This window comes from Streptomyces sp. NPDC091282, from assembly GCF_044757385.1.
Lineage (GTDB): Bacteria > Actinomycetota > Actinomycetes > Streptomycetales > Streptomycetaceae > Streptomyces > Streptomyces gramineus.
This window is the reverse complement of sequence record NZ_JBIVUX010000005.1, coordinates 775821-801374: the sequence shown is the minus strand read 5'-3', so window position 1 is coordinate 801374 and position 25554 is coordinate 775821. Positions and strand designations below refer to the sequence as shown.

Annotated in this window: 27 protein-coding genes; 11 read left to right on the top strand and 16 right to left on the bottom strand. The window is 73.4% G+C overall.

Annotation, left to right across the window (positions count from 1 at the left end; genetic code table 11):
• Positions 1 to 184: 184 nt before the first annotated feature.
• The 9 genes from ACIQOE_RS27015 to ACIQOE_RS26975 all read right to left on the bottom strand — a co-directional run bounded on the left by ACIQOE_RS27015 (position 185) and on the right by ACIQOE_RS26975 (position 7818).
• On the bottom strand, positions 185 to 718 hold the full coding sequence (locus tag ACIQOE_RS27015) for an amino-acid N-acetyltransferase (protein ID WP_351317757.1): 534 nt from the start codon (positions 716 to 718) through the stop codon (positions 185 to 187).
• Between the two features lie 9 nt (positions 719 to 727).
• Complete coding sequence (locus ACIQOE_RS27010) at positions 728 to 1141, bottom strand: BlaI/MecI/CopY family transcriptional regulator (RefSeq protein ID WP_399011453.1); 414 nt, start codon at positions 1139 to 1141, stop codon at positions 728 to 730.
• A 180-nt stretch (positions 1142 to 1321) separates the two neighbouring features.
• Complete coding sequence (locus ACIQOE_RS27005) at positions 1322 to 1513, bottom strand: hypothetical protein (RefSeq protein ID WP_401414177.1); 192 nt, start codon at positions 1511 to 1513, stop codon at positions 1322 to 1324.
• Between the two features lie 123 nt (positions 1514 to 1636).
• Positions 1637 to 2242, bottom strand: coding sequence for a hypothetical protein (locus ACIQOE_RS27000; protein ID WP_401414236.1), 606 nt, complete (start codon positions 2240 to 2242; stop codon positions 1637 to 1639).
• A gap of 136 nt (positions 2243 to 2378) precedes the next feature.
• Positions 2379 to 3176, bottom strand: a complete 798-nt coding sequence (locus tag ACIQOE_RS26995; RefSeq protein ID WP_189263137.1) for a type III pantothenate kinase — start codon at positions 3174 to 3176, stop codon at positions 2379 to 2381.
• 4 nt (positions 3177 to 3180) lie between these two features.
• Positions 3181 to 4158 carry a carboxylating nicotinate-nucleotide diphosphorylase gene (nadC, locus tag ACIQOE_RS26990; protein ID WP_351317750.1) on the bottom strand — a complete coding sequence of 326 codons (978 nt, stop codon included), beginning with the start codon at positions 4156 to 4158 and terminating at the stop codon, positions 3181 to 3183.
• A gap of 5 nt (positions 4159 to 4163) precedes the next feature.
• Complete coding sequence (locus tag ACIQOE_RS26985; protein ID WP_401414172.1) at positions 4164 to 5885, bottom strand: L-aspartate oxidase; 1722 nt, start codon at positions 5883 to 5885, stop codon at positions 4164 to 4166.
• On the bottom strand, positions 5882 to 6883 hold the full coding sequence (panC, locus tag ACIQOE_RS26980; RefSeq protein ID WP_365564447.1) for a pantoate--beta-alanine ligase: 1002 nt from the start codon (positions 6881 to 6883) through the stop codon (positions 5882 to 5884). The genes ACIQOE_RS26985 and panC overlap by 4 nt, the downstream gene beginning before the upstream one ends.
• Positions 6880 to 7818, bottom strand: a complete 939-nt coding sequence (locus ACIQOE_RS26975; protein WP_362642988.1) for a DUF2520 domain-containing protein — start codon at positions 7816 to 7818, stop codon at positions 6880 to 6882. The genes panC and ACIQOE_RS26975 overlap by 4 nt, the downstream gene beginning before the upstream one ends.
• A gap of 198 nt (positions 7819 to 8016) precedes the next feature.
• Here ACIQOE_RS26975 and ACIQOE_RS26970 point away from each other — a divergent pair, with 198 nt between their 5' ends.
• The gene (locus ACIQOE_RS26970) at positions 8017 to 9207 is read left to right on the top strand and encodes an aminotransferase class I/II-fold pyridoxal phosphate-dependent enzyme (protein ID WP_365564445.1); all 1191 of its coding nucleotides are present in this window, start codon (positions 8017 to 8019) and stop codon (positions 9205 to 9207) included.
• An 86-nt stretch (positions 9208 to 9293) separates the two neighbouring features.
• On the opposite strand, the gene ACIQOE_RS26965 is transcribed toward ACIQOE_RS26970, so the two are convergent.
• Positions 9294 to 9512, bottom strand: coding sequence for a hypothetical protein (locus ACIQOE_RS26965; protein ID WP_401414169.1), 219 nt, complete (start codon positions 9510 to 9512; stop codon positions 9294 to 9296).
• A 99-nt stretch (positions 9513 to 9611) separates the two neighbouring features.
• On the opposite strand from ACIQOE_RS26965, the gene ACIQOE_RS26960 reads away from it, so the two are divergent.
• Entirely contained in the window at positions 9612 to 10712 is a 1101-nt protein-coding gene (locus ACIQOE_RS26960; protein WP_351317738.1) for a DUF5937 family protein, read from the top strand.
• 76 nt (positions 10713 to 10788) lie between these two features.
• Here the strand turns inward: ACIQOE_RS26960 and ACIQOE_RS26955 are convergent, their stop codons facing one another.
• Both ACIQOE_RS26955 and ACIQOE_RS26950 read right to left on the bottom strand, forming a co-directional pair.
• A complete protein-coding gene (locus ACIQOE_RS26955) occupies positions 10789 to 11463 on the bottom strand; it encodes a response regulator transcription factor (protein ID WP_351934822.1) in 675 nt (224 codons plus the stop codon).
• Between the two features lie 87 nt (positions 11464 to 11550).
• Complete coding sequence (locus ACIQOE_RS26950) at positions 11551 to 12756, bottom strand: sensor histidine kinase (protein ID WP_351317734.1); 1206 nt, start codon at positions 12754 to 12756, stop codon at positions 11551 to 11553.
• 118 nt (positions 12757 to 12874) lie between these two features.
• Between ACIQOE_RS26950 and ACIQOE_RS26945 the strand changes: the two genes are divergently transcribed.
• A complete protein-coding gene (locus ACIQOE_RS26945) occupies positions 12875 to 13897 on the top strand; it encodes an SAM-dependent methyltransferase (RefSeq protein WP_365564436.1) in 1023 nt (340 codons plus the stop codon).
• A gap of 29 nt (positions 13898 to 13926) precedes the next feature.
• Here ACIQOE_RS26945 and ACIQOE_RS26940 read toward each other — a convergent pair whose 3' ends face one another.
• Positions 13927 to 15078: an NADH-quinone oxidoreductase subunit D gene (locus tag ACIQOE_RS26940; RefSeq protein ID WP_401414166.1), complete on the bottom strand. Its 1152-nt coding sequence runs from the start codon at positions 15076 to 15078 to the stop codon at positions 13927 to 13929.
• Positions 15079 to 15109: 31 nt separating this feature from the next.
• Here ACIQOE_RS26940 and ACIQOE_RS26935 point away from each other — a divergent pair, with 31 nt between their 5' ends.
• Positions 15110 to 15613 (top strand): PH domain-containing protein, encoded by a 504-nt coding sequence (locus ACIQOE_RS26935; RefSeq protein ID WP_351317728.1) that lies wholly within the window; start codon positions 15110 to 15112, stop codon positions 15611 to 15613.
• Positions 15610 to 16938 (top strand): PH domain-containing protein, encoded by a 1329-nt coding sequence (locus tag ACIQOE_RS26930; protein WP_399011465.1) that lies wholly within the window; start codon positions 15610 to 15612, stop codon positions 16936 to 16938. Before ACIQOE_RS26935 ends, ACIQOE_RS26930 begins: the two co-directional genes overlap by 4 nt.
• Positions 16939 to 17023: 85 nt before the next feature.
• On the opposite strand, the gene ACIQOE_RS26925 is transcribed toward ACIQOE_RS26930, so the two are convergent.
• Together ACIQOE_RS26925 and ACIQOE_RS26920 are read right to left on the bottom strand one after the other, a co-directional pair.
• Positions 17024 to 18232: a hypothetical protein gene (locus ACIQOE_RS26925; protein WP_365564432.1), complete on the bottom strand. Its 1209-nt coding sequence runs from the start codon at positions 18230 to 18232 to the stop codon at positions 17024 to 17026.
• A 97-nt stretch (positions 18233 to 18329) separates the two neighbouring features.
• Positions 18330 to 19445: an alpha/beta hydrolase-fold protein gene (locus ACIQOE_RS26920; RefSeq protein ID WP_351317722.1), complete on the bottom strand. Its 1116-nt coding sequence runs from the start codon at positions 19443 to 19445 to the stop codon at positions 18330 to 18332.
• 224 nt (positions 19446 to 19669) lie between these two features.
• Between ACIQOE_RS26920 and ACIQOE_RS26915 the strand changes: the two genes are divergently transcribed.
• The 6 genes from ACIQOE_RS26915 to ACIQOE_RS26890 all read left to right on the top strand — a co-directional run bounded on the left by ACIQOE_RS26915 (position 19670) and on the right by ACIQOE_RS26890 (position 24810).
• Positions 19670 to 21481 carry a phosphatidylglycerol lysyltransferase domain-containing protein gene (locus ACIQOE_RS26915; protein WP_351317720.1) on the top strand — a complete coding sequence of 604 codons (1812 nt, stop codon included), beginning with the start codon at positions 19670 to 19672 and terminating at the stop codon, positions 21479 to 21481.
• Between the two features lie 112 nt (positions 21482 to 21593).
• Positions 21594 to 22547 (top strand): dihydropteroate synthase, encoded by a 954-nt coding sequence (gene folP, locus ACIQOE_RS26910; protein ID WP_365564429.1) that lies wholly within the window; start codon positions 21594 to 21596, stop codon positions 22545 to 22547.
• Complete coding sequence (locus ACIQOE_RS26905) at positions 22544 to 23047, top strand: nuclear transport factor 2 family protein (RefSeq protein WP_351317716.1); 504 nt, start codon at positions 22544 to 22546, stop codon at positions 23045 to 23047. The genes folP and ACIQOE_RS26905 overlap by 4 nt, the downstream gene beginning before the upstream one ends.
• 256 nt (positions 23048 to 23303) lie before the next feature.
• Positions 23304 to 23663: a dihydroneopterin aldolase gene (folB, locus tag ACIQOE_RS26900; RefSeq protein ID WP_351317714.1), complete on the top strand. Its 360-nt coding sequence runs from the start codon at positions 23304 to 23306 to the stop codon at positions 23661 to 23663.
• On the top strand, positions 23660 to 24271 hold the full coding sequence (gene folK, locus ACIQOE_RS26895; RefSeq protein WP_351317712.1) for a 2-amino-4-hydroxy-6-hydroxymethyldihydropteridine diphosphokinase: 612 nt from the start codon (positions 23660 to 23662) through the stop codon (positions 24269 to 24271). Before folB ends, folK begins: the two co-directional genes overlap by 4 nt.
• Positions 24272 to 24321: 50 nt before the next feature.
• Positions 24322 to 24810, top strand: coding sequence for a DUF3180 domain-containing protein (locus tag ACIQOE_RS26890; protein WP_351317710.1), 489 nt, complete (start codon positions 24322 to 24324; stop codon positions 24808 to 24810).
• A 19-nt stretch (positions 24811 to 24829) separates the two neighbouring features.
• On the opposite strand, the gene folE is transcribed toward ACIQOE_RS26890, so the two are convergent.
• Positions 24830 to 25435: a GTP cyclohydrolase I FolE gene (folE, locus tag ACIQOE_RS26885; protein WP_351317708.1), complete on the bottom strand. Its 606-nt coding sequence runs from the start codon at positions 25433 to 25435 to the stop codon at positions 24830 to 24832.
• Positions 25436 to 25554 lie beyond the last annotated feature (119 nt).

Below are 25554 nucleotides of genomic sequence, written 5' to 3'. Positions count from 1 at the left end.
AAGCAAACCGCTTTTGCGGGAAAAACACAAACCCCTCGGGGAGACCGAGGGGCCCGCTCCCACCCGGAAACATGCGCGTTTCGGACATAGGGAACCGGGGCACGGCGATGCATCCGGAATAGAGGCCGATCTCCCGTCCAACTCGGCCCCGAAGCCTCTTGTCCGCCGCGATCCCTCCGGGCGATCACAGATGCAGAAGCATCCGGCTGTTGCCCAAGGTGTTCGGTTTCACTCGTTCGAGTCCGAGGAACTCCGCGACGCCCTCGTCATAGGAGCGCAACAGCTCCGCGTAGACATCGGTGTCCACGGGCGTCTCGCCGATCTCCACGAAGCCGTGCTTGCCGAAGAACTCGACTTCGAAGGTCAGACAGAAAACCCGGCGAACGCCGAGCCAACGCGCGGTCTCCAGCAACTTCTCCAGCAACTGATGACCGACGCCGGCACCCTTGAGGCCCGGCTTGACCGCGAGAGTGCGCACTTCGGCGAGGTCTTCCCACATGACGTGCAGCGCGCCGCAGCCGACCACCTCGGCGTTGTCGTCGCGTTCCGCGACCCAGAACTCCTGGATGTCCTCGTAAAGCATCACCGTGGCTTTGTCGAGGAGGATGCGGCCGCGGACGTACGCGTCAAGGAGTCGGCGCACCGCCGGGACATCGGCGGTGCGGGCCCGCCTGACGGTGATGGCTTTTGCGGTGACTTCGGGGCGCATCGCTGACATGAGCGGACGCTATCGCCCGCCGTGGTCCGCCATGGAGCCGGGGTTCTCCCCCTGCGGGGCTTCCCGGCCTTCGCGTTCTTCCTGCGGTTCCGGCCTATCGGGGCCCTGCACGATCCGTACGGCGTCCCGCAGGGACTGGCGCTGTTCCTCGCTCATCATCCCGAAGAAGGCGACGAGAGCGGCGGCCGGGTTGTCGCTCTGGGACCACGCGTCGTTCATGAGGGCGGCGGCGTAGGCGGCCCGTGTGGAGACGGCCTCATATCGATAGGCGCGGCCTTCGGCCTCCCGCCGCACCCAGCCCTTCTGATGGAGATTGTCCAAAACGGTCATCACCGTGGTGTAGGCGATGGACCGTTCCTGCTGGAGGTCTTCCAGGACTTCTCGAACGGTCACCGGGCGGTTCCACTTCCACACCCGCGTCATGACCGCGTCTTCGAGTTCTCCCAATGGGCGAGGCACAGCTCAGAACAATAGTGGGAGATCCGGCCAATGGCGTGCCGGACGTGCACTTTCGGCGACAAAGCCGAGCAAAAAGGGCGTACGGCGCGGGGCGCGGCCGTGGCCGCGCGGCGCGTCGTACGCCGGGGAAGGTGCGGTGTGCGGTCAGACCTCGCGGCCCGGAGCGGGGATGGTCGGGGCGCTCTCCCCGCGCGCCGCGCGGGCGAGGGCGGCGTCCACGGCGGCGTCCTCCTTGGCCTTGGCGGCGCCGCCCTGCGTCTTCACGATCACCCGGACCAGGCCGGCGAAGAAGACGGCCATGACGACCGGGGGCAGGAGCGCGGAGACGTAGTCCATGCGTCCAGGGTAGCCAGCGCGGACCGGGCGAAAGGTGCGGGGTGGGCCGGGCGCGCCGCGCGCCGCGCGAGCTGCCGTTCCTCCCGCCGCCCCACCGGCGCCCGCCCCGCGCGTCCGTCCGGGTCAGCCGGCGGCGAGCTGCTGGGAGGGCGGGGTGGGCCGGCGGCGGGGGAAGACCTCGCCCGGGGTCGGGATAGGACGCTTCGGCGCCGCGGGCCCGGGGGTGGCGGGCTGCGGTGCGGGCCGCTCGGCGGGGCGCTCCTTCGGCTTCTTCTCCGGCTCCTCGGCCACGCCGCCCGGCAGGGCCGTCAGGCGCGTCCTGCACGCCGGAACGGCCGGCGCGGGCACCTTGCGGGCTCCCTGCGCGAGCCGGGCCCGTACGTCACGCTCCGCGAGGTCCTGGCAGCGCTCCAGCAGGGCGGCGGCGCCGGGGTTCCCGCGCAGTGCCCGCAGTGCGGCGAGGTCGTCCGGCGTGGGCCGGTGGCCGGCCGCCAGCGCCTCCTCCAGGAGGGTGAGATATCCGGCGACGGTCCCGGGCAGCGCCGCTCGGTAGCGGACCAGGTCGGCCATCAGGAAGGCCCGCAGCCGGGCCCCCTCACGCAGCGCCTCGTCGAAGGACTCGGCGAGCCGATGACAGTCCTTGATGTCGTCGGCGGAGGCGGGACCGGAGTGAAGGGCGAGGGCGAGGGCACGGCGGAGCACACGCAGCTCCTCCGCACCGAACGCCATGCCGCCGCGGGATCCGTAGGGCGTGGGCATGGACCGAAGATACGCGTAAATCAGACAAACTCGACATAGGGGGCGTGGTGTGGCGCAGCAGGGCCACTCGCCTGGCCGCCGCGCGCCGCGCGCACCCCCCGCCGCCTCACATCCGCGACACGTTCCGCTCGTACACCAGCCGCAGTCCCACCAGCGTCAGCCACGGCTCGTGCTCGTCGATCACCGAGGACTCGCCGAGCACCATCGGCGCCAGGCCGCCCGTGGCGATCACCGTCACGTCGTCCGGGTCGTCCGCCAGCTCCCGCGCCATCCGGCCGACCACTCCGTCGACCTGGCCGGCGAAGCCGTACACGATGCCCGCCTGCATGGCCTCCACGGTGTTCTTGCCGATCACGCTGCGCGGCCGGGCCACCTCGATCTTCCGCAGCTGGGCGCCCTTGACGCCGAGCGCCTCCACGGAGATCTCGATACCGGGTGCGATCACGCCGCCGACGTACTCCCCGCGCGCGGAGACCGCGTCGAAGGTGGTGGCCGTACCGAAGTCGACGACGATCGCCGGCCCGCCGTACAGCTCGACGGCGGCGACCGCGTTGATGATCCGGTCCGCGCCGACCTCCTTGGGGTTGTCGGTGAGGATCGGCACCCCGGTCTTCACCCCCGGCTCCACCAGCACCGCCGGCACGTCGCCGTAGTAGCGCCGGGTGACCTCGCGCAGCTCGTGCAGCACGGACGGCACGGTCGCGCAGATGGCGATGCCGTCGATGCCGTCGCCCAGCTCGTCGCCGAGCAGCGGGTGCATGCCCATCAGGCCCTGGAGCAGCACCGCCAGCTCGTCGGCGGTACGGCGCGCGTCCGTGGAGATGCGCCAGTGCTCGACGATGTCCTCGCCGTCGAAGAGGCCGAGGACGGTGTGCGTGTTGCCGACGTCGATCGTGAGGAGCATGAGGTCACTCCGCCGCGCGCAGATCCAGGCCGATGTCCAGGATCGGCGAGGAGTGGGTCAGGCCACCGACGGAGAGGAAGTCCACGCCGGTGTCGGCGTACGCCCGGGCGTTGTCCAGGGTGAGCCGTCCGGACGCCTCCAGGAGCGCGCGTCCGCCGACGATCGCGACGGCCTCCTCGCACTCCCCCGGCGTGAAGTTGTCCAGCAGGATCAGGTCGGCGCCCGCGTCGACGACCTCACGGAGCTGGTGGAGCGTGTCGACCTCGACCTCGATCGCCAGCTCCGGGAACGCCTCGCGGACGGCCTTGAAGGCCGGTCCGACGCCGCCGGCGGCAACCACGTGGTTGTCCTTGACCAGGGCCGCGTCGGAGAGCGACATCCGGTGGTTGACGCCGCCGCCGCAGCGCACCGCGAACTTCTCCAGGGAGCGCAGGCCCGGGGTGGTCTTGCGGGTGTCGCGCACGTGCGTCCCGGTGTCCTCCAGCGCGTCCGCCCACGCGCGCGTGGCGGTCGCGATGCCGGACAGGCGGCACAGCACGTTCAGGGCGCTGCGCTCGGCGGTGAGCAGGTCGCGGGTGCGGGTGGTGACGGACAGCAGCGGCTGCCCGGCCTCGACCCGGTCGCCGTCCTCGACGTGCCGCTCGACCTCGAACTCGTCGGTGCAGACCACGGAGACCACGGCCTCGGCGACCCGCAGGCCGGCGACGACGCCCGCCTCGCGCGCGACGAAGTCGCCGGTCGCCACGGCCTCCTCGGGGATGGTGGCGACGGTCGTCACGTCCACACCGCCGTCCAGGTCCTCCTGGATGGCCACGTTGGCGATGTCCTCGACCTCGACGGGGTCGAGTCCGGCGGCGGCGAGCAGGTCGGCGAGCGCGGGGTCCAGCCCGCACTCCAGGTACTCCTCGTCGCCCTCTGCGCCACACGCGCAGCCGTCGCCGCAGCCACCGCCGTCGGCGAGGGGAAGGTCGTTGGTGCTCACGTCTGTCACTGCTCCTGGGATGGCTGGTGCGGCCGGGTCGGGGGGAAGTCTGCGGTGTCGGTGGTGTCCACGGCCAGCGAGCGGTCCGGATTCAGCCGTACGACGATGTGGCGGCGCCACGCGGTGTCGTCGCGGTCGGCGTGGTCCAGGCGCCAGTGGCAGCCGCGGGTCTCCTGGCGGCGCAGGGCCGCCTCGACGAGCACCCGCGCGACGCACAGGAGGTTGGTGGCCTCCCAGGTGTCGACGCCGGGCTCGGCGGTCTTGCCATTCTCGTCCAGGGCGTCGCGGGCGTCGCGGTGCAGGCGCTGGAGCTGCTCGGCGGCCCTGGTCAGGGACTCGTCGGAGCGCAGCACGCCGGCGCCGTCGGTCATGATCCGCTGGATCGCGAACCGCGCCTCGGCGGCCTGCAGCGGGTGCGCGGGCCTGGAGGGGTGCGGGACCGGGACGGGCACGCGCGCGTGCAGGCTGTCCTCCGCGTGCCGGGCGGTGATGTCGGCGGCGATGCGCTCGGCGTAGACCAGGCCTTCGAGGAGGGAGTTGGAGGCGAGCCGGTTCGCGCCGTGCACGCCGGTGCAGGCGACCTCGCCGCACGCGTAGAGCCCGGGCACCGTGGTGCGCCCGCGCGCGTCGGTGCGCACGCCGCCGGAGGCGTAGTGCGCGGCCGGCGCGATCGGGATGGGCTCGGTGACCGGGTCGATGCCGTGCGCCCGGCAGGCGGCCAGGATCGTGGGGAAGCGGTGCTCCCACATCGCGGCGCCGAAGTGCCGGGCGTCCAGGAACATGTGCTCGGCGTCCTGCTCCTGCATGCGCCGCATGATGCCCTTGGCGACGATGTCCCGCGGCGCCAGCTCGGCCAGCTCGTGCTGCCCCACCATGAAGCGCACGCCGTCCGCGTCGACCAGGTGCGCGCCCTCCCCGCGCACCGCCTCGGAGACCAGCGGCTGCTGGCCCTCCGCGTCGGCGCCGAGGAACAGCACGGTCGGGTGGAACTGGACGAATTCGAGGTCGGAGACCTCCGCGCCGGCCCGCAGCGCGAGCGCCACGCCGTCCCCGGTGGAGACCGACGGGTTGGTGGTCGCGGAGAAGACCTGGCCCATGCCGCCGGTGGCCAGCACGACCGCGGGGGCGTGCACGGCGCCCACGCCGTCGTGCTGGCCCTCGCCCATCACGTGCAGGGTCACGCCCGCCGTGCGGCCCTCGGCGTCGGTCAGCAGGTCCAGGACCAGCGCGTTCTCGATCATCCGGACGCCTCGCGCGAGGGCGGCCTCCACCAGCGCGCGGGAGATCTCCGCTCCGGTGGCGTCCCCGCCCGCGTGCGCGATCCGGCGCCGGTGGTGGCCGCCCTCGCGCGTCAGCTCGATGCCGCCGTCCGCGTCGGTGTCGAAGTGCGCGCCGGTCGAGATCAGCCGCCGTACCGCGTCGGGGCCCTCGGTGACGAGGATCCGTACGGCTCCCTCGTCGCACATGCCCGCGCCCGCGACCAGGGTGTCGTCCAGGTGCTGTTCGGGGGTGTCGCCGTCGCCGAGGGCGGCCGCGATGCCGCCCTGGGCCCAGCGGGTGGAGCCGTCGTCCAGGTGCGCCTTGGTGACGACGACGGTGGTCAGTCCGGCGGCCTCGCAGCGCAGGGCGGCGGTCAGGCCGGCGACGCCGGATCCGACGACCACCACGTCCGCGTCGATGGACCATCCGGGGGCGGGTGCGTGCAGTCGTATGCCTGTGCTGGTCACGAGGCGGCTCCGGGAGCGGCGAAGGTGAGCGGGATGTTGTCGATCAGCCGGGTCGTGCCGACCCGGGCGGCGACCGCGAGGACGGCCTCTCCGGTGAAGTCGTCGTCGATCTCGGTGAAGTCGCAGGGGTCGACCAGCGCGAGGTAGTCGAGCTTGAGCGGCGGGTCGAAGTGCACGCCCTCGTCCAGGACGGCCCGTGCGGCGGCGCGGACGGCCGCGGCGGCGTTCGGCACGGCCTTGGCGACGGCGTGCGCGTCGGCGGCCGCGCGGGACTCCCCTATGGCGCTGAGCGCCTCGGCACGCGCCCGCGTGGACGGCACCTCGCGCGCCCGCGCCCGCAGCGCCTCCTGCGCGGCGTGCCGGTCGCGCCCGGCGAACAGCGCGCGCGACAGCGTGAGCGCCGTGCGCCGCTCGTCGGTCGACAGGTAGCGGTTGCGGCTGGAGAGCGCGAGTCCGTCGGTCTCGCGGACCGTCGGTACGCCGACGATCTCGATGCCGAAGTTCAGGTCCCGCACCATGCGCCGGATGACGGCCAGCTGCTGGGCGTCCTTCTGCCCGAACAGGGCCGCGTCGGGGCGGGTGAGGTGGAGCAGCTTGGCGACGACGGTCAGGACGCCGTCGAAGTGTCCGGGCCGCGAGGCGCCCTCCAGGAGGGTGCCCATCGGACCCGCGGTGACCCGCACCTGGGGCTGCCCGCCCGGGTAGACCTCCTCGGCCGACGGCGCGAACACGGCGTCCGCGCCCGCCTGCTCGGCGATCTTCAGGTCGGCTTCCAGGGTGCGCGGGTACCGGTCGAGGTCCTCGCCGGCCCCGAACTGCAGCGGATTCACGAAGACCGTGACGACGACCTCGCCGTCGGGGCCCGCGATCTCGCGGGCGCCGCGGATCAGCGTGGCGTGGCCCTCGTGCAGGGCGCCCATGGTCATCACGACGGCGCGGCGGCCGTGCCGCACGCGCGCGTGCAGTTCGGCGGCGGTGCGCAGCAGTGCGGTGCTCATCGGGTGTTCCCCTCGGTGCCGTGGGTGCCGTTCGCGCCGCCGGCCAGGACGCCGAGGAGGTCCTCGGCGAGTTCCGGCTTCAGCAGGCCCTGGGCGAGCGCCCGGTCGGCGGTGGCGCGGGCCATCGCGAGATAGCCGTCGACCGCCTGCGGGGCGTGCCGGCGCAGCTCGGTGACGTGTGCGGCGACGGTGCCCGCGTCCCCGCGCGCGACCGGGCCGGTCAGCGCCGCGTCTCCGGAGCGCAGGGCGTTGTCCAGGGCGGCGCCGAGCAGCGGGCCGAGCATCCGGTCCGGGGCCTCGACACCGGCCGTGCGCAGCAGCTCCATGGCCTGGGCGACCAGGGTGACCAGGTGATTGGCGCCGAGGGCGAGGGCCGCGTGGTAGAGCGGTCGGTTCTCCTCCAGGATCCACTCCGGCTCGCCGCCCATCTCGATGACGAGCGCCTCGGCGGCCAGCCGCAGTTCCTCGGGCGCGGTCACGCCGAACGAGCAGCCCGCGAGCCGCTGCACGTCCACCGGCGTCCCGGTGAAGGTCATCGCCGGGTGCAGGGCCAGCGGCAGCGCGCCCGCGCGCAGGGCCGGGTCCAGGACCCGGGTGCCGTACCGGCCGGAGGTGTGCACGAGCAGTTGGCCCGGCCGTACCGCGCCGGTCTCGGCGAGGCCGGCGACCAGGCCGGGCAGGGCGTCGTCGGGAACGGTCAGGAGCACCAGGTCGGCGCGCTGGAGGACGTCGGCGGGGGTCGTCAGCGGGACGTCGGGCAACATGGCCTCGGCGCGCCGCCGGGAGGCGTCGGAGACCCCGGAGACGGCCACCGGGCGGTGCCCGGCGAGCTGCAGGGAGGCCGCGAGGGCGGGTCCCACCCGGCCGGCGCCGACGACGCCGACGGTGAGCCGCGCGGGGCGGTCACTGAGGTCTGGCTGTTGGACTGTACTCACGCGACGGTGGCCTTCCCGTTCCAGTCCGCTCTGGGTACCGGACGATTTCTCGTCATGTTAACGCTATCGGGTTCGGGCCCAGTTGGCTGTCCACAGGCTGTGGGTGACGGGTCACACGACGGCCCGCGGTAGCTCGGTGCGGGCCGGTGCGGAAAATGCCGGTGCCGTGCGTCCCGGCCGCACGGCATCATCCACGGCATGAGCGATACGGCGACGACGCCCCAGGACGAGCAGCCGGACGGATCCCGGTCGGCGGAGCAGCGGATGCGGGAGCGGCGCGCGGCCGCCTACCGGAAGGCGGACCGCGTCCTCGCGCGCGAGGGCCCGCGTGCCACCCTGCGCGAACGGCTCGCGCTGCTCGACGCGGCCCCCGACGTGTACGACCTGGACGAACCGGCCGACGTCTACGGCAACGGAGTCGTCGCGGCCCTGGAGGAACGCGTCGCGTCCCTGCTGGGCACGGAGGCCGCCGCGTTCTTCCCGACCGGCACGATGGCCCAGCAGGTGGCGCTGCGCTGCTGGGCGGCCAGGACCGGCGACCGGACGGTGGCCCTGCACGCCCTCGCCCATCCGGAGGTCCACGAGCGCAGCGCGTTCCGCGAGGTGGCCGGCCTGCGCCCGGTCCGTGTCACGAGCGAGCCCCGGCTCCCCACCGCCCAGGAGATACGCGACTTCGAGGAGCCCTTCGGGGCACTGATGCTGGAGCTGCCCCTCCGCGACGCCGGGTACGTGCTGCCCACCTGGGAGGAGCTCACGGAGGTCGTGGCCGCCGCCCGGGAGCGCGACGCGGTGGTGCACTTCGACGGCGCCCGCCTGTGGGAGTGCACGGACCGCTTCGGACGGCCCCTGCACGAGATCGCGGACCTCGCGGACAGCGTCTACGTGTCGTTCTACAAGTCCCTCGGGGGCATCGGCGGTGCCGCGCTGGCCGGCCCGAAGTCGCTGGTCGAGGAGGCGAAGACCTGGCGTCACCGCTACGGCGGCATGATCTTCCAGCAGTTCCCGACGGTGCTCGCGGCACTGGTCGGCCTGGAGCGCGAACTGCCCCGCCTGCCGGAGTACGTCCGGCACGCGCGCGTGGTCGCCGCGGCCCTGCGCGAGGGCTTCGCCGAGGCGGGGCTCGCCTGGACGCGCGTGCACCCCGAGGAGCCGCACACCCACCAGTTCCAGCTCTGGCTGCCCTACGAGGCCGACGTGCTGAGGGAGGCGGCGGTACGGCAGGCCGAGGAGACCGGCACGTATCTCCTGCCCGGCTTCTGGGAGCCGAAGGGCCCGGGGCTGTCCATGACCGAGGTGACGGTCTCCGAGGCCGGTCTGGCGTGGACGCCGGAGGAGGTGCGGGCGGCGGTCGCGGACTTCGCTGCCCGGCTGCCGTCCGCGTCCCGCTAGGGGATCCGGTCACAGGCCAGGGGCCGGGACTCGCGCGCGCCCTCGCGCGCCCGGCACCTCGCCTCGTCCCGACCGCTCCCCGCCGCCTAGGACGGGCTCGACGGGCTCGACGGGCGCGACCGGCGCAGCACGGCGGCCAGGAGCCGTCCGCGCGCCGGGCGCCCTGCGAGAACCGCGCGGAACCTCCGGTGGTCGCGCACCGCGCGCGCCACGCGCACGTCGTGGGTGCCGGGCGCGGGCGGCGCGGGCTCTCCGTGCCGCCGGGCCCGGCAGGTGTCGAGGAAGTGCTGCTGGACGATGCTCATGCGCCCCAGCCTGCGCTTTTGCCGCACCGCCGTCGCCCCGATTGACGGCGCCCGTCAATCGGGAGAGGCGTTGTCGGTGGCGGGGTGCACGATGGGGGCATGAGCGTGCGGATCGACATCGCGGGGCTCCGGCCGGAGCGGGTCGTCGTCGTGCCCTCGCCGCTGGCCGAGCTCGGCATGGCGCTGCACGCACTGTCGGAGCCGGGACACCATCCGGGCCTGCAGGCCTGGGTGACCGGGGTGACCGCGCGGCTGGAGCCGCACCTGGCCGACCGCATGTGCGAGGCCGACTTCCTGTGGCGGACGACGTTCTCCGACCTGTTCCTGCCCTACGCGGCCGTGCCCGGTGCTGTCCCTGAGGGCACGCTGGCCGGGGAGCTGGGCCAGCTGGACAAGCTGACGGACGAGCAGTTCGTCGACGCGGCCCTGGAGTTCACCTGCGTGCTCTCCTACGACACGCGGGCGCCGGCCCTGCTGTCGGACCCGGTGGCGCGCCGCCGGGCGCTGGAGGTGGCGGCTTCGCGCGGGCCGCAGCAGGTCCGGTTCGCACAGCGGCTGCTCGACGATCCGCCGAGCGTGCGCGCGTGGCTGCGCCGCTTCCTGGAGGACTGCGCCGAGGCGTTCTTCGACGAGGCCTGGTCGCGGCTGCGCCACCAGCTGGCGGCCGACGCCCGGCACAAGACGGAGCTGCTGCGCCGCAAGGGGCTCGCCGAGGCGCTGGCCGCGGTCTCGCCGGTGGTGACGCTCGACGAGGCGGGCGAGCGGATCACGGTGGACAAGCTCACCGACGGCCACGCCGTGGTCGACGCCGACGGCCTGCTGCTGGTGCCCACCAGCCTGGGCTGGCCGCATCTGATGGTCCTGCACCGCTACGGCTGGCAGCCGGTGCTGCACTACCCGGTCGGCTCGCCCGAGCTGGCCGCCCCGGCGTCGGTGGAGGCGCTGACGCTGCGGATGGCGGCGCTGTCCCACCCCGTGCGGATGCGGCTGTGCCGCTACCTGGCGCGCAGCGCGTACACCACCAGCGAGCTGGCCCAGGTGCACGGCCTGTCGGCGCCCGAGGTCTCCCGGCACCTCAGCGCCCTGAAGAAGGCGGGCCTGGTCACCACCCGCCGCCGCGGCCGGTACGTCCTGCACCAGCTGGACGTCACGGTCGTGGCCCGCCTCGGCAGCGACTTCCTGGAGGGGATCCTCCGCTAGCCGTGCGGGCCGTACGTCGGGCGTTCGGGCCGTACGCCGGGCGTTCGAGCCGTACGCATCCCGCGCGGGCGCGGGGTCAGCCGTGGCCGCCGCCCGCGCGGACCAGGCCGGTCTCGTAGGCGAGCACGACCACCTGGACGCGGTCGCGCAGCCCGAGCTTGGTCAGGATGCGGCCGACGTGGGTCTTCACGGTCGCCTCGGAGAGCACCAGGCGGCCGGCGATCTCGCCGTTCGACAGGCCCTGCGCGACGAGCACCATGACCTCGCGCTCGCGGTCGGTGAGCCGGTTCAGCTCCTGGTGCTGGGGCTCCTTTCCGGCCGAGGGCAGCATCGGCGCGAAGCGGTCGAGCAGCCGCCTGGTGGTGGAGGGCGCGACGACGGCGTCGCCGCTGTGCACGGAGCGGATCGCGGCCAGCAGCTCGCCGGGCGGGACGTCCTTGAGCATGAAGCCGGAGGCGCCCGCCTTCAGTCCCGAGAAGGCGTACTCGTCGAGGTCGAAGGTGGTCAGGATGAGCACCTTGGGCGGGTCGGGCTCGGAGCAGATGCGGCGGGTGGTCTCCACCCCGTCCAGCTTGGGCATGCGCACGTCCATCAGGACGACGTCCACCTCGCTGGACCTCAGCACCTGGAGGGCCTCGACGCCGTCGCCCGCCTCCGCGACGACCTCCATGTCCGGCTGGGCCGCGAGCACCATCCGGAACCCGGTGCGCAGCAGCACCTGGTCGTCGACGAGCATCACGCGGATCGTCATCGGGTCCTCTTCCGTTTCCGTTCGGCGGCTTGTCGCCGGGGCTGTCCCGGGGGCGTGACAGGTGTCAACCGGGGGCGTGCGTCTGCGTCAATGCGCCGGTTTGAGCGGCAGCAGAGCACTGATGCGGAATCCTCCGCCGGGACGGGGCCCCGCGTCGAGCGTGCCGCCGACCATACCGACCCGCTCGCGCATGCCGATCAGGCCGTGCCCCTGCCCGTCGGCGCCGCCCTCCTCGTACATCTCGTGCGGGGCGCCCTTGCCGTCGTCCTCCACCAGCAGGCCGAGTCCGTCGTCGAAGTAGACCAGCCGCACGCTGGCGCCCGTGTTGGGCCCGCCGTGCTTGCGGGTGTTGGTGAGCGCCTCCTGCACGATCCGGTACGCCGTCAGCTCGACGCCGCTGGGCAGCGGGCGCGGGGTGCCCTCGACCTTGAAGTCGACGGGCAGGCCGGAGCTGCGGCACTGCTCGACGAGGTCGTCGATCTGCTCGACGTCGGGCTGCGGAACGTACTCGCCGACCTCCTTGTGCTCGCCCGTGCGCAGCACGCCCAGCAGGCGGCGCATCTCGGCGAGGGCCTGGCGGCCGGTGGAGGAGATCGTCTCCAGGGCCTTCTTGGCCTGGTCGGGGGCGGCGTCGAGGACGTAGGCGGCGCCGTCGGCCTGGACCACCATCACCGACACGTTGTGCGCGACCACGTCGTGCAGCTCGCGCGCGATGCGGGCGCGCTCGGCGGCCACCGCGACCTTGGCCTGCGCCTCGCGCTCCTTCTCCAGCCGGGCCGCGCGCTCCTCCAGCTGGGCGAAGTAGGCGCGGCGGGTGCGCATGGAGTCGCCGAGCACCCAGGCGAGCACGAACGGCACCGCCTGGAACACCACGATGGCCAGGTGGCCGACGAGACTGGTCCGCTCCTGCGGCCACCGGATCTGCGCCAGCGGCGCCGCGCACAGCCCCGCGTAGAGGGCGAACCGGGACGACCAGCGCTCGCCGATCGCGGCCACCGTGCAGACGATCACCAGCATGGCGAAGTTGGCGACCGTCGTCTCGACGTCCAGGACCAGCTGCGCCAGTCCGGTCGCGGCGGCCAGCAGCAGCATCCGCTCCGGGAACCGGCGCCGCAGCGCGACCACGACGGCCATCACGGCGGACACGGCCAGCATGGCGGCGGTCGAACCATGGTGCTGGAGCGCCCCGCGGAGGTTCACGACGCTCACGCAGGAAACCCCGAGCAGGACGACGGCCCAGAAGCTGTCGACCCATGTCGGGTTCCTGCGGAGGAAGTCATAGAGGCGCTGCACGTAACCCAGAGTAGGGAAGTGTGATAGGTGCAGGGGTCAACCGGAGGGCCGATCCCTTTTCCGCACACGTACTCCGCAAGGTGGAGAAGGTGATCACCTGTACGCCTAGTCTGGCCCGGTGACGGATGAGGCGACGCGAGAGACGGCGGACGACGCCCGTGGCTGGCGTGCGGCCACCGAGGCGGCCCTGTACGGCCCCGGCGGCTTCTACCGCCGCCCGGAGGGACCGGCCGCCCACTTCCGTACGTCGGTGCACGCGTCACGGCTGTTCGCCGGGGCCGTGGCCCGGCTGCTGTGCCGGGTCGACGAGGCCCTGGGGCACCCCGGGGCGCTGGACTTCGTCGACATGGGCGCAGGCCGCGGCGAACTGGTCGCCGGCGTGCTCGCCGCGCTGCCCGCCGACGTGGCCGCACGCACGCGTGCCTGCGCCGTCGAGGTCGCCGATCGCCCGCCGGGCCTGCCCGACCGGATCACCTGGCTGACCGAGCTGCCGCGCACGGTGACCGGCCTGCTCTTCGCCAACGAATGGCTCGACAACGTCCCGGTCGACGTCGCCGAGGTGGACCCGGCCGGTGCGCCCCGCCTCGTGCACGTCCGGCGCGACGGCCTCGAACTGCTCGGCGAGCGCGTCTCGGGCGCGGACGCGGACTGGCTGGCGCGGTGGTGGCCGCTGGGCGGCGAGCCGGGGCTGCGCGCGGAGATCGGGCTGCCCCGGGACCGGGCGTGGGCGGACGCCGTCGCCTGTGTGCGGGAAGGCCTCGCGGTGGCCGTGGACTACGCGCACACCGCGGCCGGACGCCCGCCGTTCGGCACGCTCACCGGCTTTCGCGCGGGGCGTGCGACGCTGCCCGTCCCGGACGGGTCGTGCGACATCACGGCGCACGTCGCACTGGACGCCTGCGCGGCGCTCGACCCGGGGCACGGCCTTCCGGAGGCGCTCGTCTGCACCCAGCGCGACGCCCTGCGCGCCCTGGGCCTCACCGGCGCACGCCCCTCGCTCGCGCTCGCCTCCACCCACCCCGCCGCCTACGTGCGCGCCCTCGCGAGCGCCGGTGAGGCCGCCGAGCTGACCGCCGCCGGAGGTCTCGGCGACTTCGGCTGGCTGCTGCAGCCGGTGGGCATCGCGAACCCGCTGACCTGACACCGCCCCGGCGGGCGCGGGACCGCGCCCTACTTGTCGATGTCCCCCACCACGAAGAACATCGACCCCAGGATCGCGACCATGTCCGCCACCAGCGTCCCCGGCAGCAGCTCGGTGAGCGCCTGGATGTTGTTGAACGACGCCGAGCGCAGCTTCAGCCGGTACGGGGTCTTCTCGCCCTTGCTGACGAGGTAGTAGCCGTTGATGCCGAGCGGGTTCTCGGTCCAGGCGTAGGTGTGGCCCTCGGGCGCCTTGAGGACCTTCGGGAGCCGCTGGTTGATCGGGCCCGGCGGCAGCTCGGCGACCCGGTCCAGGCAGGCGTCGGCCAGGTCCAGGGCGTTGTGGGTCTGCTCCAGGAGGCATTCGAAACGGGCCAGGCAGTCGCCCTCGGACCGGGTGACCACCCTGAGGGTGTCCTGGAGCTCGCCGTAGGCCAGGTAGGGCTCGTCACGGCGCAGGTCGAAGTCGACGCCCGAGGCGCGCGCGATGGGCCCGCTCACGCCGTACGCGTGCGCGGCCTCCGGCGCGAGGACGCCGACGCCGCGGGTGCGGCCGCGGAAGATCTCGTTGCCGAGCACCAGGCCGTCGAAGACGTCCATGCGGGAGCGGACGGCGGAGACGGCGGCACGCGCGCGTGCCGTCCAGCCGGCCGGGAGGTCCTCCTTGAGGCCGCCGACGCGGTTGAACATGTAGTGCATGCGGCCGCCGGAGACCTCCTCCATGACGTTCTGGAGCACCTCGCGCTCGCGGAACGCGTGGAAGACCGGGGTGATCCCGCCCAGCTCCAGCGGGTAGGAGCCGAGGAACATCAGGTGGTTGAGCACCCGGTTCAGCTCGGCGAGCAGCGTGCGCGTCCACACCGCGCGGACCGGCACCTCCATGCCGAGCATCCGCTCGACGGCGAGGACCACGCCCAGCTCGTTGGAGAAGGCCGACAGCCAGTCGTGGCGGTTGGCGAGCATGATGATCTGCCGGTAGTCACGCGCCTCGAAGAGCTTCTCCGCGCCCCGGTGCATGTAGCCGATCACCGGCTCGGCGGAGACGATCCGCTCGCCGTCCAGCACGAGCTTCAGCCGCAGCACACCGTGCGTGGAGGGGTGCTGCGGGCCGATGTTGAGCACCATGTCGGTGCTCTCCGCGGCGCCGCCAATGCCGACCGTGGTCTCCGTCGTGGGAGTCATGGACCCAGTCTCTCGTACGTACGCTGACCTCATGGAGACGGGGAGCCCGGCCGGTGCCGGGGCGACGGAGACCGAGCCGGTGTGGACGGGGCTGCCGCCCGGGCTGCTGCGGATGCGACGGCTGCTGCTGGTGGTGTGGCTGGGGCTGATCGCCCTCGCGGCGGGCCTGCTGCCGGGCCTGCTGGCGGGTCCGGTGTGGGCGGCCTTCGCGCTGCTGCCGCTGGCCGTGCTGGCCTGGGGCTGGGTGCTGGTCGGCCGCAACTGGCGCTCCTGGCGGTACGCCGAGCGCGCCGACGACCTGCTGATCAGCCGCGGTGTGCTGTGGCGCGAGGAGACCGTGGTGCCGTACGGGCGGATGCAGCTGGTGGAGGTGACCTCGGGGCCCGTCGAGCGGTACTTCGGCCTGGCGAGCGTGCAGCTGCACACGGCGGCCGCGGCCACCGACGCGGCGATCCCCGGCCTCGACCCGGCCGAGGCGGAGCGGCTGCGCGACCGGCTCACCGAACTCGGCGAAGCCCGATCGGCGGGCCTGTGACCGCGCCCGGCGTCGACGGCGCCATACGCCCCGGCAAGGCGGCGGGCGAGCGGCGGCTGCACCCGGTGACGCCGTTCCGGCGGGCCTGGGCCCCGGTCGCGGTGCTCACCGGCTGGGCGGTGCACGACCCGAACCAGGCCCAGGAACAGCTGACGAAGCTGACCACGACCATGCTCCTGGCCGGACTCGCCGTCCTGGTCACCGCGGGCGCCCTGTACGGCTTCCTGTCCTGGTGGTTCACCTACTTCGCGGTCACCGACAGCGAACTGCGCATACGCACCGGCCTGTTCTTCCGGCGCACCGCGCACATCCGGCTGGAGCGGATCCAGGCCGTCGACGTGACGCAGCCGCTGCTCGCGCGCGTGGCGGGCGTCGCCAAGCTGCGCATCGACGTCGTCGGCACCGACAAGAAGGACGAGCTGGCCTTCCTGGGACAGGGCGAGGCGCGTGCGCTGCGCGCGGAACTGCTGGCGCGTGCCGCCGGTTTCGCGCCGGAGACGGCACGGGAGGTCGGCGAGGCTCCGGCCCAGGAGCTGATGCGCGTGCCCGCGGGCAAGCTCGCGCTCTCCCTCCTGCTGACGGGCGCCACCTGGGGCTCCCTGGCCGCGGCCCTGGTCGTACCGCCGGTGCTGTGGCTGGCCACCCACAGCGTGTGGACGGTCCTCGCCACCGCCCTGCCGCTGCTCGGCGCGGCGGCCACGACCAGCGTGGGCCGGTTCGTCGGGGAGTACGACTGGACGGTCGGGGAGTCCCCTGACGGGCTGCGCATCGACCACGGGCTGCTGGACCGCACCCACGAGACGGTGCCGCCGGGGCGGGTGCAGACCGTGCGGATCGTGGAGCCGCTGCTGTGGCGGCCGCTGCGCTGGGTGCGGGTGGAGCTGGACGTGGCCGGGTCCTCGAACTCGGTGCTGGTGCCGGTCGCGCCGCGCGCGGTCGCCGAGTCCGTCCTCACGCGCGTGCTGCCCGGTGCGACGGTGCCCGGCGAGCTGCCCCGGCCGCCGCGGCGGGCCCGCTGGTGCGTGCCGCTGTGGTGGCGCGGATACGGGCTCGCGGTCACGGAGACGGTGTTCGCCGCGCGGCACGGGCTGCTGCGCCGGCGTCTGGCGCTGGTCCCGCACGCCAAGGTCCAGAGCGTACGGCTGACGCAGGGGCCCTGGAAGCGGCTGTGGCGGCTCGCGGACGTCCATGTGGACACGGGGGCCGACAAGACCGTGACGGCCCGCCTGCGGGACGCGGAGGCGGCCGCGGCGCTGCTGCGGGAGCAGGCCGAACGGTCCCGGACGGGCCGCAGGACGGCGCGCCCTGACCGCTGGATGGCCTGAGCGCCGTGCCGCGGGCGGCGCGCGGGCGGCCCGGGGAACGCCTGAGCCGGGGCACCCGGCGGATGCCCCGGCTCAGGACCGGTGTTCAGGAGGCGGCGCTGCGCAGGCCGCCGATGTTGATCTGCTCGGTCTCGTCGTGCGCGGTCAGGTCGATGACCTGGCCGACGCCCCGGGTCTCCGGGTCGGCGGGCTTGAACTCGGCCTCGGACTCGGCCTTGTGGAGCGCGAGCGCCTCCTGGCCGACGACGTCCGCGAGGTCCTCGTTGTGCACGGACTCCAGCCCCTCGGCACCCGCGCCCTTCTGCGTGCCGAAGAAGTCGAACCCGCCGGTGACCAGGGGCCGCGGGATGGGCGCCGCAGGCAGCACGGCGACCGCGGTGGGCACGGTGAAGTGCCCGGAGGGCTTCACGGAGTTGGCGGAGGGCGCCGGCGTGCCGGGGGCGTCCTGCTCCGCCGGAGCCGGAGCGGTGTCCGCCGGCTCGTCGGTGGTGACGGCGGCCGCGCGCGTGTGCCCGTCGACCGCCTCGGGCTGCCCCTGTCCCTCGTCCTCCGGTGCCGGCTCGGCCTTCGGCGGCTCGGGCACGGCGGCCGTCCGCGCCGCGCTCCCGGTGCCGGCGTCGGCCTCGGTCTCCGTCCGGGCCGACGGACCCTCGCCGTCGTCGAAGCGGGCCAGTGCCACCTTGGCCCGCAGGAACAGCTTGGAGCCCTCGGGCGAGAAGACCGCCGGGAGCGTGTCCTCGACCGCCGGCCGCTCGACGGCCTCCGCGGCCTCTGGTGCCTCCGCGGGCTCTTCGGCCTCGTCGGGGGTCCGGGGTGCCGGCAGCGCGTTCGACGGCGCGACGGCCTCGATCTCCAGCAGGCGGCGGCCCTCCAGGGCGCTCGCGCGCTCCGTCTCGGCCGTGGCGTAGCGGCGCAGCAGGGACGCGTGCTCGTTGCGCAGGCCGGCCAGCTCGGTCCGCTTCGCGCGCAGCCGCTGCTCCAGCTTGGCGCGCAGCTCCCGCGACTCCTCGAGGTCGGTCTCCAGCTCGGCGATCCGCTCCTCGTGGCGCCACTCGTCACTCGCACGCGCGCGTGACAGGTCGGCCACCTGCTTGCCCGCCTCGCTGTCCCAGCGGCGCATGACGGCGGCACCGACGGCCGCGGTCGCCGCGGCTATCGCGGCCAGCGTGCGCAGCGCCGTCGGCTGGGAGAACAACCAGGGCCCCAGAGCGCAGACGAGGGAGACACCGGCGATCGCCGAGGGAGGCAACAGCCTGTGCAAAGGCGGGGAATGACGGTGGCGTCCACGTGGCATGGCCAGAAACTTACCGCGCGTAGGCGAATCGTGGTGCCCCGGACCGTAAAAACACAGCGACAAGGAAGTCTTCGTCCGGCATCGCCGCGAGCCGCGCTCAGTGGTCGCTCAGCCGTCCGCTGAGCCACTGGAGCGTCGCCGGGATCTCGCGGCGCCAGGTGTTGAAGTTGTGGCCGCCGCTGTCGAGGATGATCGACGAGATCCGGGTCATGTTCGTGGCCTGCACGCTTTTGATGAATTTCAATGTGGCCCGGTAATTGGTCTCTCCGACTTTGCTGCTGGTGACCAGCAGCGAGGTGTCCGGGGCGGGCCGGTGCGCCAGGCACCACCACAGGTCCGCGCGGTTCTTGAGATCGCGGTCGCCCTGGAAGAGGTCGCCGGTCGTGGCGTCGATGGGCGCCTTGTACGACGGCGAGAGCCCGGCGCCGGCCGCGTACACGCCGGGATGGTGCATCGCGAGCTTGAGGGCGCAGTACCCGCCCGTCGAGTCGCCGACGATCCCCCAGCCGCCCGGCTTCCCCGCGGCCCGGTAGTGCGCGCGCACGGCGTCGGGCAGGTCCTCGGCGAAGAAGGTCTCGGTCTGCGGGCCGCGCGGGACGTCCACGCACTCGGTGTCCCGGGGCGGTGCGACCGTCGGCCGCAGCATCACCAGGATCGTGGGCCGCATCTTCCCCTCCCGGACCAGGTGCTGTTCGGTGCGCGGGTAGTGCAGCTTGTCGACCAGCGCCCGCGCGGTGCCCGGATAGCCGCTGAGCACGACCACGACCGGGAAGGTCCGCGTGCGGTACCGCGGCTGGAAGTACTCCGGCGGCAGGTACACGTACGCGGGCGTGGCGATGCGGGTCGTACGGCCGACGATGCCGACCTGCTGGATCTGACCCGCCGTCCGGGGCAGCGAGCCGCCCATGCCGTGCACCTCGGAGGTGGACATCAGCTGGACGGGTCCGGCGCCCGTGTGGTCGACGACGACGCCCTGGTCGGTCTCCGTGCCGAACAGGTCCGCCCAGCTCGCGTAGAAACCGAAAGCCTGGTTGACGGCTATCCCGACGCACGCGAAGAGCGCCAGCTGGGTGGCCAGCAACAGGCCGACACGGCCGCTGACGGCCCGCCAGCTCCGGCGCCCCAGCCGGGGCCACAGCCACACCGTGCCGACGAACAGCAGTGCGGCGACCAGAATCGCCGATGCCAGGATCTTGTCACTCGTGAGTCCCATGAGGTGCTTCCTGCCTGCGCTTTCCCCCGTGGCGACCACCGCGTTGAGCGAGGCTTGCCCCGGACTTTCCTCGGCCTTTGACCCGGCTTTCCGGTGGGGAGTGAACCTCTCCCCCCGTGACACCGTCCTAGAGGGCGCAATGTCGCCGGATGCCCGAATCGGCACCGGATTCAAGGTCTCTCGCAGAACTACGGGATGCGATGTCTGTCAGGATAGATGGGGAAATGTCGGGCGGGGTTCCGGGCCGATCAAGCCGGGCGCGGCGCATAGTCCGTGGTCCGCGTCCCGAGGCGGTCCCCGCTCTGGTCGGCAGGGCCTGCGCGGTCGTGGGCGTCCTGGACATCGCCGCGGGCGTCTTCCCGCGCTTCCGGCACAGCCGTATGCACGCCATGGCCGAGGTACTGCCGGGATCGCTCGGGCCGTTCGCCGCCGCGCTCTCGCTCAGCGCCGGCGTACTGCTGCTGCTCCTCGCGCACGGCCTCAAGCGGCGCAAGCGCCGGGCGTGGCGGGCCGCGGTCGCGCTCCTGCCGGCCGGCGCGGTCTCGCAGTTCGTGTACCGGCACTCGGTCATCGGCGCGCTGATCTCACTGGCGCTCTTCGTGCCCCTGGTGCTCCACCGGGACGAGTTCAAGGCGCTGCCCGACCCGCGCAGCCGGTGGCGCGCGCTCGCCAACTTCGTACTCATGAGCGCCGGTTCTCTCGCGCTCGGACTGGTCGTCGTCAGCGCCCACCCCCGGCGCACGATCGGCGACCCGAGCCTGGCGGACCGCCTCACCCACGTCCTGTACGGCCTGTTCGGCTTCGAGGGCCCCGTCGACTACGAGGGCTCCACCTCCTGGACGGTCGCCTTCTCCCTCGGCGCCCTCGGCCTGATCACCGCGGTCACCACCGTCTACCTCGCCTTCCGTCCCGAACATCCCGCCGCACGGCTCACCGAGGAGGACGAGGCCAGGCTGCGCGCCCTGCTGGAGAAGCACGGCGCCCGCGACTCCCTCGGCCACTTCGCGCTCCGCCGCGACAAGGCGGTCGTCTTCTCGCCCAGCGGCAAGGCGGCGGTCACCTACCGCGTGGTCTCCGGCGTGATGCTCGCCAGCGGCGACCCGATCGGCGACGTCGAGGCCTGGCCCGGCGCCATCGAACGCTTCATGGACGAGGCCAAGGCCCACTCCTGGACCCCCGCCGTGATGGGCTGCTCGGAGACGGGCGGCGAGGTGTGGACCCGCGAGACCGGCCTGGACGCCCTCGAACTGGGCGACGAGGCGGTGGTGGACGTGGCGGATTTCTCGCTCGCCGGACGCGCGATGCGCAACGTGCGCCAGATGGTCAAGCGCATCGAGCGGGCCGGCTACGAAACCCGGGTGCGGCGCATCCGTGACCTCGGCGAGGCCGAACTGGACCGCATCCGCCGGGCGGCGGAGGACTGGCGCGGCACCGACACCGAGCGCGGCTTCTCGATGGCGCTCGGCCGCATCGGCGACCCGACCGACGGCGACTGCCTGATCGCCACCGCGCACAAAGCCGACGAGACGCCGGGGCCGTACGGCGACCTCAAGGCGATCCTGCACTTCGTGCCCTGGGGCACCGACGGCGTCTCCCTGGACCTGATGCGCCGCGACCGGGCGGCCGACCCCGGCATGAACGAGCTGCTCATCGTCGCCGCCCTCCAGGCCGCCCCGAAGCTCGGCATCACCCGGATCTCGCTCAACTTCGCGATGTTCCGCTCGGCGCTCGCCCGGGGCGAGAAGATCGGCGCGGGCCCGGTGCTGCGCGCCTGGCGCGGACTGCTGGTGTTCCTGTCGCGCTGGTTCCAGATCGAGTCGCTGTACAAGTTCAACGCCAAGTTCCAGCCGCGCTGGGAGCCGCGCTTCGTGGTCTACCGCGCCTCCGGCGACCTCCCGCGCATCGGCCTGGCCGCCATGCAGGCCGAGGGCTTCGTCGATCTCGCCCTCCCGCTGCCGCGGTTCCTGCGCCGCGGCGCACCGGCCGCCCGCCCCTGCGCCCACGGCGTCGCCGAACAGGGCGTGCACGCGGCGTGACCCCGTGACCGGCCCGAGCGGACGGCCCCTCCCCCTCCGGCCCGGGGGCGCCGCTCGGCCCGCCCCACGGCCGTCCGCCGGGCCCGCCGAGCCCTGGGCCTACGCTGAACGTATGAGCAACCACAGCGGACGTGGCCAGGTGACAGGGCTTCCGGCATGGGACCGGTGCGCGGTCATGGGGGTCGTGAACGTCACCCCCGACTCCTTCTCCGACGGCGGCCGCTGGTTCGACACGGCGATCGCCGTCAAGCACGGCCTCGACCTCGTCGCCGAGGGCGCGGACCTCGTCGACGTCGGCGGTGAGTCCACCCGCCCCGGCGCCACCCGCGTCGACGAGGACGAGGAACTGCGCCGGGTCGTCCCCGTGGTGCGCGGCCTCGCGGCCGAGGGCGTCGTCGTCTCCGTGGACACCATGCGCGCCTCCGTCGCCCGGCAGGCCCTCGCGGCCGGCGCCGCCCTGGTCAACGACGTCAGCGGCGGCCTCGCCGACCCCGGCATGATCCCCGTCGTGGCCGAGTCCGGCGCCCCCTTCGTCGTCATGCACTGGCGCGGCTTCCTGGAGGGCGGCAACGTCAGGGGCGTGTACGGCGACGTCGTCGCCGAGGTCATCGACGAACTCCGGGCGCGGGTGGACGCGGTCCTGGCCGGCGGCATCTCCCCCGACCGCGTCGTCGTCGACCCCGGCCTCGGCTTCTCCAAGGACTCCGAGCACGACCTGAGCCTGCTCGCCCACCTCGGCAAGCTGCACGCGCTGGGACACCCCGTGCTCGTCGCCGCCTCCCGCAAGCGGTTCCTCGGCCGGGTCCTGGCCGGGCCCGAGGGGGCGCCGCCGCCGGCCCGGGAGCGCGACGCGGCGACGGCCGCCGTGTCCGCGCTCGCGGCGCACGCGGGCGCGTGGGCGGTGCGTGTGCACGAGGTGCGCGCCACCGCGGACGCGGTACGGGTCGCGCGCGCGATAGAGGGGGCGCGCACCGAGGCGGACACGCCGGGCGCGCCCGCCTCGCAGGCTCCGGCCGCCGCGGCGGCCACGCTGCACCTCCCGCACCGCGCAGAAGGAACCCGGTGAGCGCCCCCCACACCGACGTCGAGCAGGTCGAGGCCGCCAACACCGCTTTCTACGAGGCGGTGGAGCGCGCCGATTTCGAGGCGGTGTCCGGCCTCTGGCTCGCCCCCGCCGACCTGGGCGTCGACGAGGAGTACCACGATCCGGCGGACACCGGCGTGGTCTCCTGCGTGCACCCGGGCTGGCCGGTGCTCACCGGCCGCGGCGAGGTGCTGCGGTCGTACGCGCTGATCATGGCCAACACCGACTACATCCAGTTCTTCCTGACCGACGTGCACGTCTCCGTCACCGGCGACACCGCCCTGGTGACCTGCACGGAGAACATCCTCAGCGGCGGCCCGGCCCCCGCCGGCGGCGAGGAGCTGGGCCCGCTGGTGGGACAGCTGGTCGTCGCCACCAACGTCTTCCGGCGCACTCCGGAGGGCTGGAAGCTCTGGTCCCACCACGCCTCGCCGGTGCTGTCCGAGACCGACGAGGACGAGGACGGCGACACGCCGTCCTGAGCCCTGCGGCCCCGCCCTGCGGCCCGCCTGGCGCAAGGAGTGGCTGGAATCACGAACTCGCCGGTAGGTGCGGCTACCGGCCCGTGAGCCGCCGGGTTCTCCAGGGGAAACACGCGATGAACCCTGACGACCCCGGCACCGGCCCCGCCCCGTGACCCGGTGCTGTCGGTGCCCGCAGGTAGATTCGTCTGAGGCCGGTCGCCCGCCCGCACGCGGCGCGACCTCGCCGTTACCGACGATTGCAGGAGTGATTCGCGTGGATCGTGTCGCGCTGCGCGGCCTCAAGGCCCGCGGGCACCACGGTGTCTTCCCCAAGGAGCGCGAGGAGGGCCAGACCTTCCTCGTGGACCTCGTCCTCGGCCTGGACACCCGGCCTGCGGCGGCCGACGACGACCTGACGAAGACCGTGCACTACGGCGTGGTGGCCGAGGAGGTCGTCGCCGTGGTCGAGGGGGAGCCGGTGAACCTGATCGAGACGCTCGCCGAGCGGATCGCCCAGGTCTGCCTCAAGCACGAAGGGGTAAGAGAGGTCGAGGTCCAGGTCCACAAACCGGACGCGCCCATCACCGTCCCCTTCGACGACGTCACCGTCACCATCACCCGGAGCCGAGTATGACCGCATCTTCTTTGCGGGGTCCCAGCGACCCGACCGTCCAGCCGGTGCCCGCCTCCGTCGTCGAACAGGTCGACGCCGCCGACACCACCCTCTCCAACCCCAAACGCGCCGTGGTCGCCCTCGGCTCCAACCTCGGCAACCGCCTGGAGACCCTCCAGGGCGCCGTCGACGCCCTGGAGGACACCCCGGGCGTCCGCATCAAGGCCGTGTCGCCGGTGTACGAGACGGAGCCGTGGGGCGTCGATCCCGGCAGCCAGCCGACGTACTACAACGCGATCGTGGTGCTCAAGACCACCCTCCCGCCGTCCTCGCTGCTGGAGCGGGCGCACGCGGTGGAGGAGGCGTTCAACCGGGTGCGGGACGAGCACTGGGGCCCGCGCACCCTGGACGTCGACATCGTCGCCTACGCGGACGTCGTCTCCGACGATCCCCGGCTCACCCTCCCGCACCCGCGCGCCCACGAGCGGGCCTTCGTCCTGGCGCCCTGGTACGACGTGGACCCCGAGGCCCAGGTGCCCGGCCGCGGCACGGTCGCCGAGCTGCTGGCGGCCGTCACCCGGCACGGCGTGGAAGCACGTGCCGACCTGGAACTCCGACTGCCCGAGTAGTCGTTAAGGTCGACACGACCACATCGCTGCGGGGGAGCTGAAGGAAGACAGTGAAAGAGCTGCGGATCAGGGTGCTGGCCGGCGTGTTCGTCGTGGCCGCGGTGCTGTCCTGGGCGGGGGCCCGTCTGTGGAACGCGGTGGGGACCCTGCCCAGCGTGCCGGTGGCGGCCCCGATCGTCCTCGCCCTGATCGCCGTGGTGCTGCTCGCCACGGCGCTCTCCTTGCGCGGCCGCCTCCGGGCCCAGCGCGAGCGCCGCCCCGGCGCCAAGGGCGTCGACCCCCTGATGGCCGCCCGCGCGGTCGTCTTCGGCCAGGCCAGCGCCCTGGTCGCGGCCCTGGTCGCCGGCATGTACGGCGGCACGGGCCTGTTCCTGCTGGAACTCCTCGACCTCCCCGCCCGCCGCGACCAGGCCCTCTACGCGGCCTTCTCGGTGGTCGCGGGCATCGGCGTCATAGCGGCCGCGATGTTCCTGGAGCGGGTCTGCCGGCTCCCGGAGGACGACGACAACCACCACGGCGGGGCCGAGCCGGTCGCCTGACCCCCGCCGTCCGAGCCGGTCAGCGCGCCAGTATCAGGCTCATCGCCTCGGCGCGCGTGGTCGCGTCCCGGAGCTGGCCGCGGACCGCGGACGTCGTCGTCTTGGCGCCCGGCTTGCGGATCCCCCGCACCGACATGCACATGTGCTCCGCCTCCACGACGACGATCACCCCCCGGGCCTCCAGGATCCTCATCAGGGAGTCGGCGACCTGCGTGGTCAGCCGCTCCTGCACCTGGAGGCGGCGGGCGAACACCTCGACCAGGCGCGCCAGCTTCGACAGCCCCGTGATCTTGCCGGTCTCCGCCGGGATGTAGCCGACGTGGGCCACACCGTGGAACGGCAGCATGTGGTGCTCGCACAGGCTGACGATCTCGATGTCCTTCACCAGGACCATCTCGTCGTGCCCGAGGTCGAACGTCGTCGTCAGGACCTCCTCGGGCTGCTGGTGATTGCCCGCCAGCAGCTCTCGGTACGCCCGCGCCACCCGCGCCGGAGTCTCCCGCAGCCCTTCCCGGTCGGGGTCCTCGCCGACCGCGATCAGGAGTTCGCGTACGGCGTTCTCGGCGCGCTTCTCGTCGAATTCGCCGATGGTGCCCTCGCCGTCCAGGGTCACGGGGTCGGTCATCTGGGGTGCCTCGTTCCTCGAAGGTGGCGCCTGTGGGTCACGCGCCGCATATGCGGGCCATGCGGGCAAACCGAAAAGCCGCGCCCCCCAGGCTAGATCCTGGGGGGCGCGGCATCCAT

Excerpts from the sequence above, each read along its gene's own strand:
- ACIQOE_RS26995 (WP_189263137.1), bottom strand. The coding sequence starts at position 3,176 with ATGCTCCTCACGATCGACGTCGGCAACACGCACACCGTCCTCGGCCTC.
- ACIQOE_RS27015 (WP_351317757.1), bottom strand. The coding sequence starts at position 718 with ATGTCAGCGATGCGCCCCGAAGTCACCGCAAAAGCCATCACCGTCAGG.
- ACIQOE_RS26960 (WP_351317738.1), top strand. The coding sequence starts at position 9,612 with ATGAGCGTGCGGATCGACATCGCGGGGCTCCGGCCGGAGCGGGTCGTC.
- ACIQOE_RS26915 (WP_351317720.1), top strand. The coding sequence starts at position 19,670 with ATGTCGGGCGGGGTTCCGGGCCGATCAAGCCGGGCGCGGCGCATAGTC.
- panC (WP_365564447.1), bottom strand. The coding sequence starts at position 6,883 with ATGAGCACCGCACTGCTGCGCACCGCCGCCGAACTGCACGCGCGCGTG.
- ACIQOE_RS26940 (WP_401414166.1), bottom strand. The coding sequence starts at position 15,078 with ATGACTCCCACGACGGAGACCACGGTCGGCATTGGCGGCGCCGCGGAG.
- ACIQOE_RS26965 (WP_401414169.1), bottom strand. The coding sequence starts at position 9,512 with ATGAGCATCGTCCAGCAGCACTTCCTCGACACCTGCCGGGCCCGGCGG.
- ACIQOE_RS26970 (WP_365564445.1), top strand. The coding sequence starts at position 8,017 with ATGAGCGATACGGCGACGACGCCCCAGGACGAGCAGCCGGACGGATCC.
- ACIQOE_RS26920 (WP_351317722.1), bottom strand. The coding sequence starts at position 19,445 with ATGGGACTCACGAGTGACAAGATCCTGGCATCGGCGATTCTGGTCGCC.
- ACIQOE_RS26925 (WP_365564432.1), bottom strand. The coding sequence starts at position 18,232 with ATGCCACGTGGACGCCACCGTCATTCCCCGCCTTTGCACAGGCTGTTG.
- folP (WP_365564429.1), top strand. The coding sequence starts at position 21,594 with ATGAGCAACCACAGCGGACGTGGCCAGGTGACAGGGCTTCCGGCATGG.
- ACIQOE_RS27005 (WP_401414177.1), bottom strand. The coding sequence starts at position 1,513 with ATGGACTACGTCTCCGCGCTCCTGCCCCCGGTCGTCATGGCCGTCTTC.
- ACIQOE_RS26935 (WP_351317728.1), top strand. The coding sequence starts at position 15,110 with ATGGAGACGGGGAGCCCGGCCGGTGCCGGGGCGACGGAGACCGAGCCG.
- ACIQOE_RS26955 (WP_351934822.1), bottom strand. The coding sequence starts at position 11,463 with ATGACGATCCGCGTGATGCTCGTCGACGACCAGGTGCTGCTGCGCACC.
- folK (WP_351317712.1), top strand. The coding sequence starts at position 23,660 with ATGACCGCATCTTCTTTGCGGGGTCCCAGCGACCCGACCGTCCAGCCG.
- ACIQOE_RS27000 (WP_401414236.1), bottom strand. The coding sequence starts at position 2,242 with ATGGCGTTCGGTGCGGAGGAGCTGCGTGTGCTCCGCCGTGCCCTCGCC.
- ACIQOE_RS27010 (WP_399011453.1), bottom strand. The coding sequence starts at position 1,141 with ATGACGCGGGTGTGGAAGTGGAACCGCCCGGTGACCGTTCGAGAAGTC.
- folE (WP_351317708.1), bottom strand. The coding sequence starts at position 25,435 with ATGACCGACCCCGTGACCCTGGACGGCGAGGGCACCATCGGCGAATTC.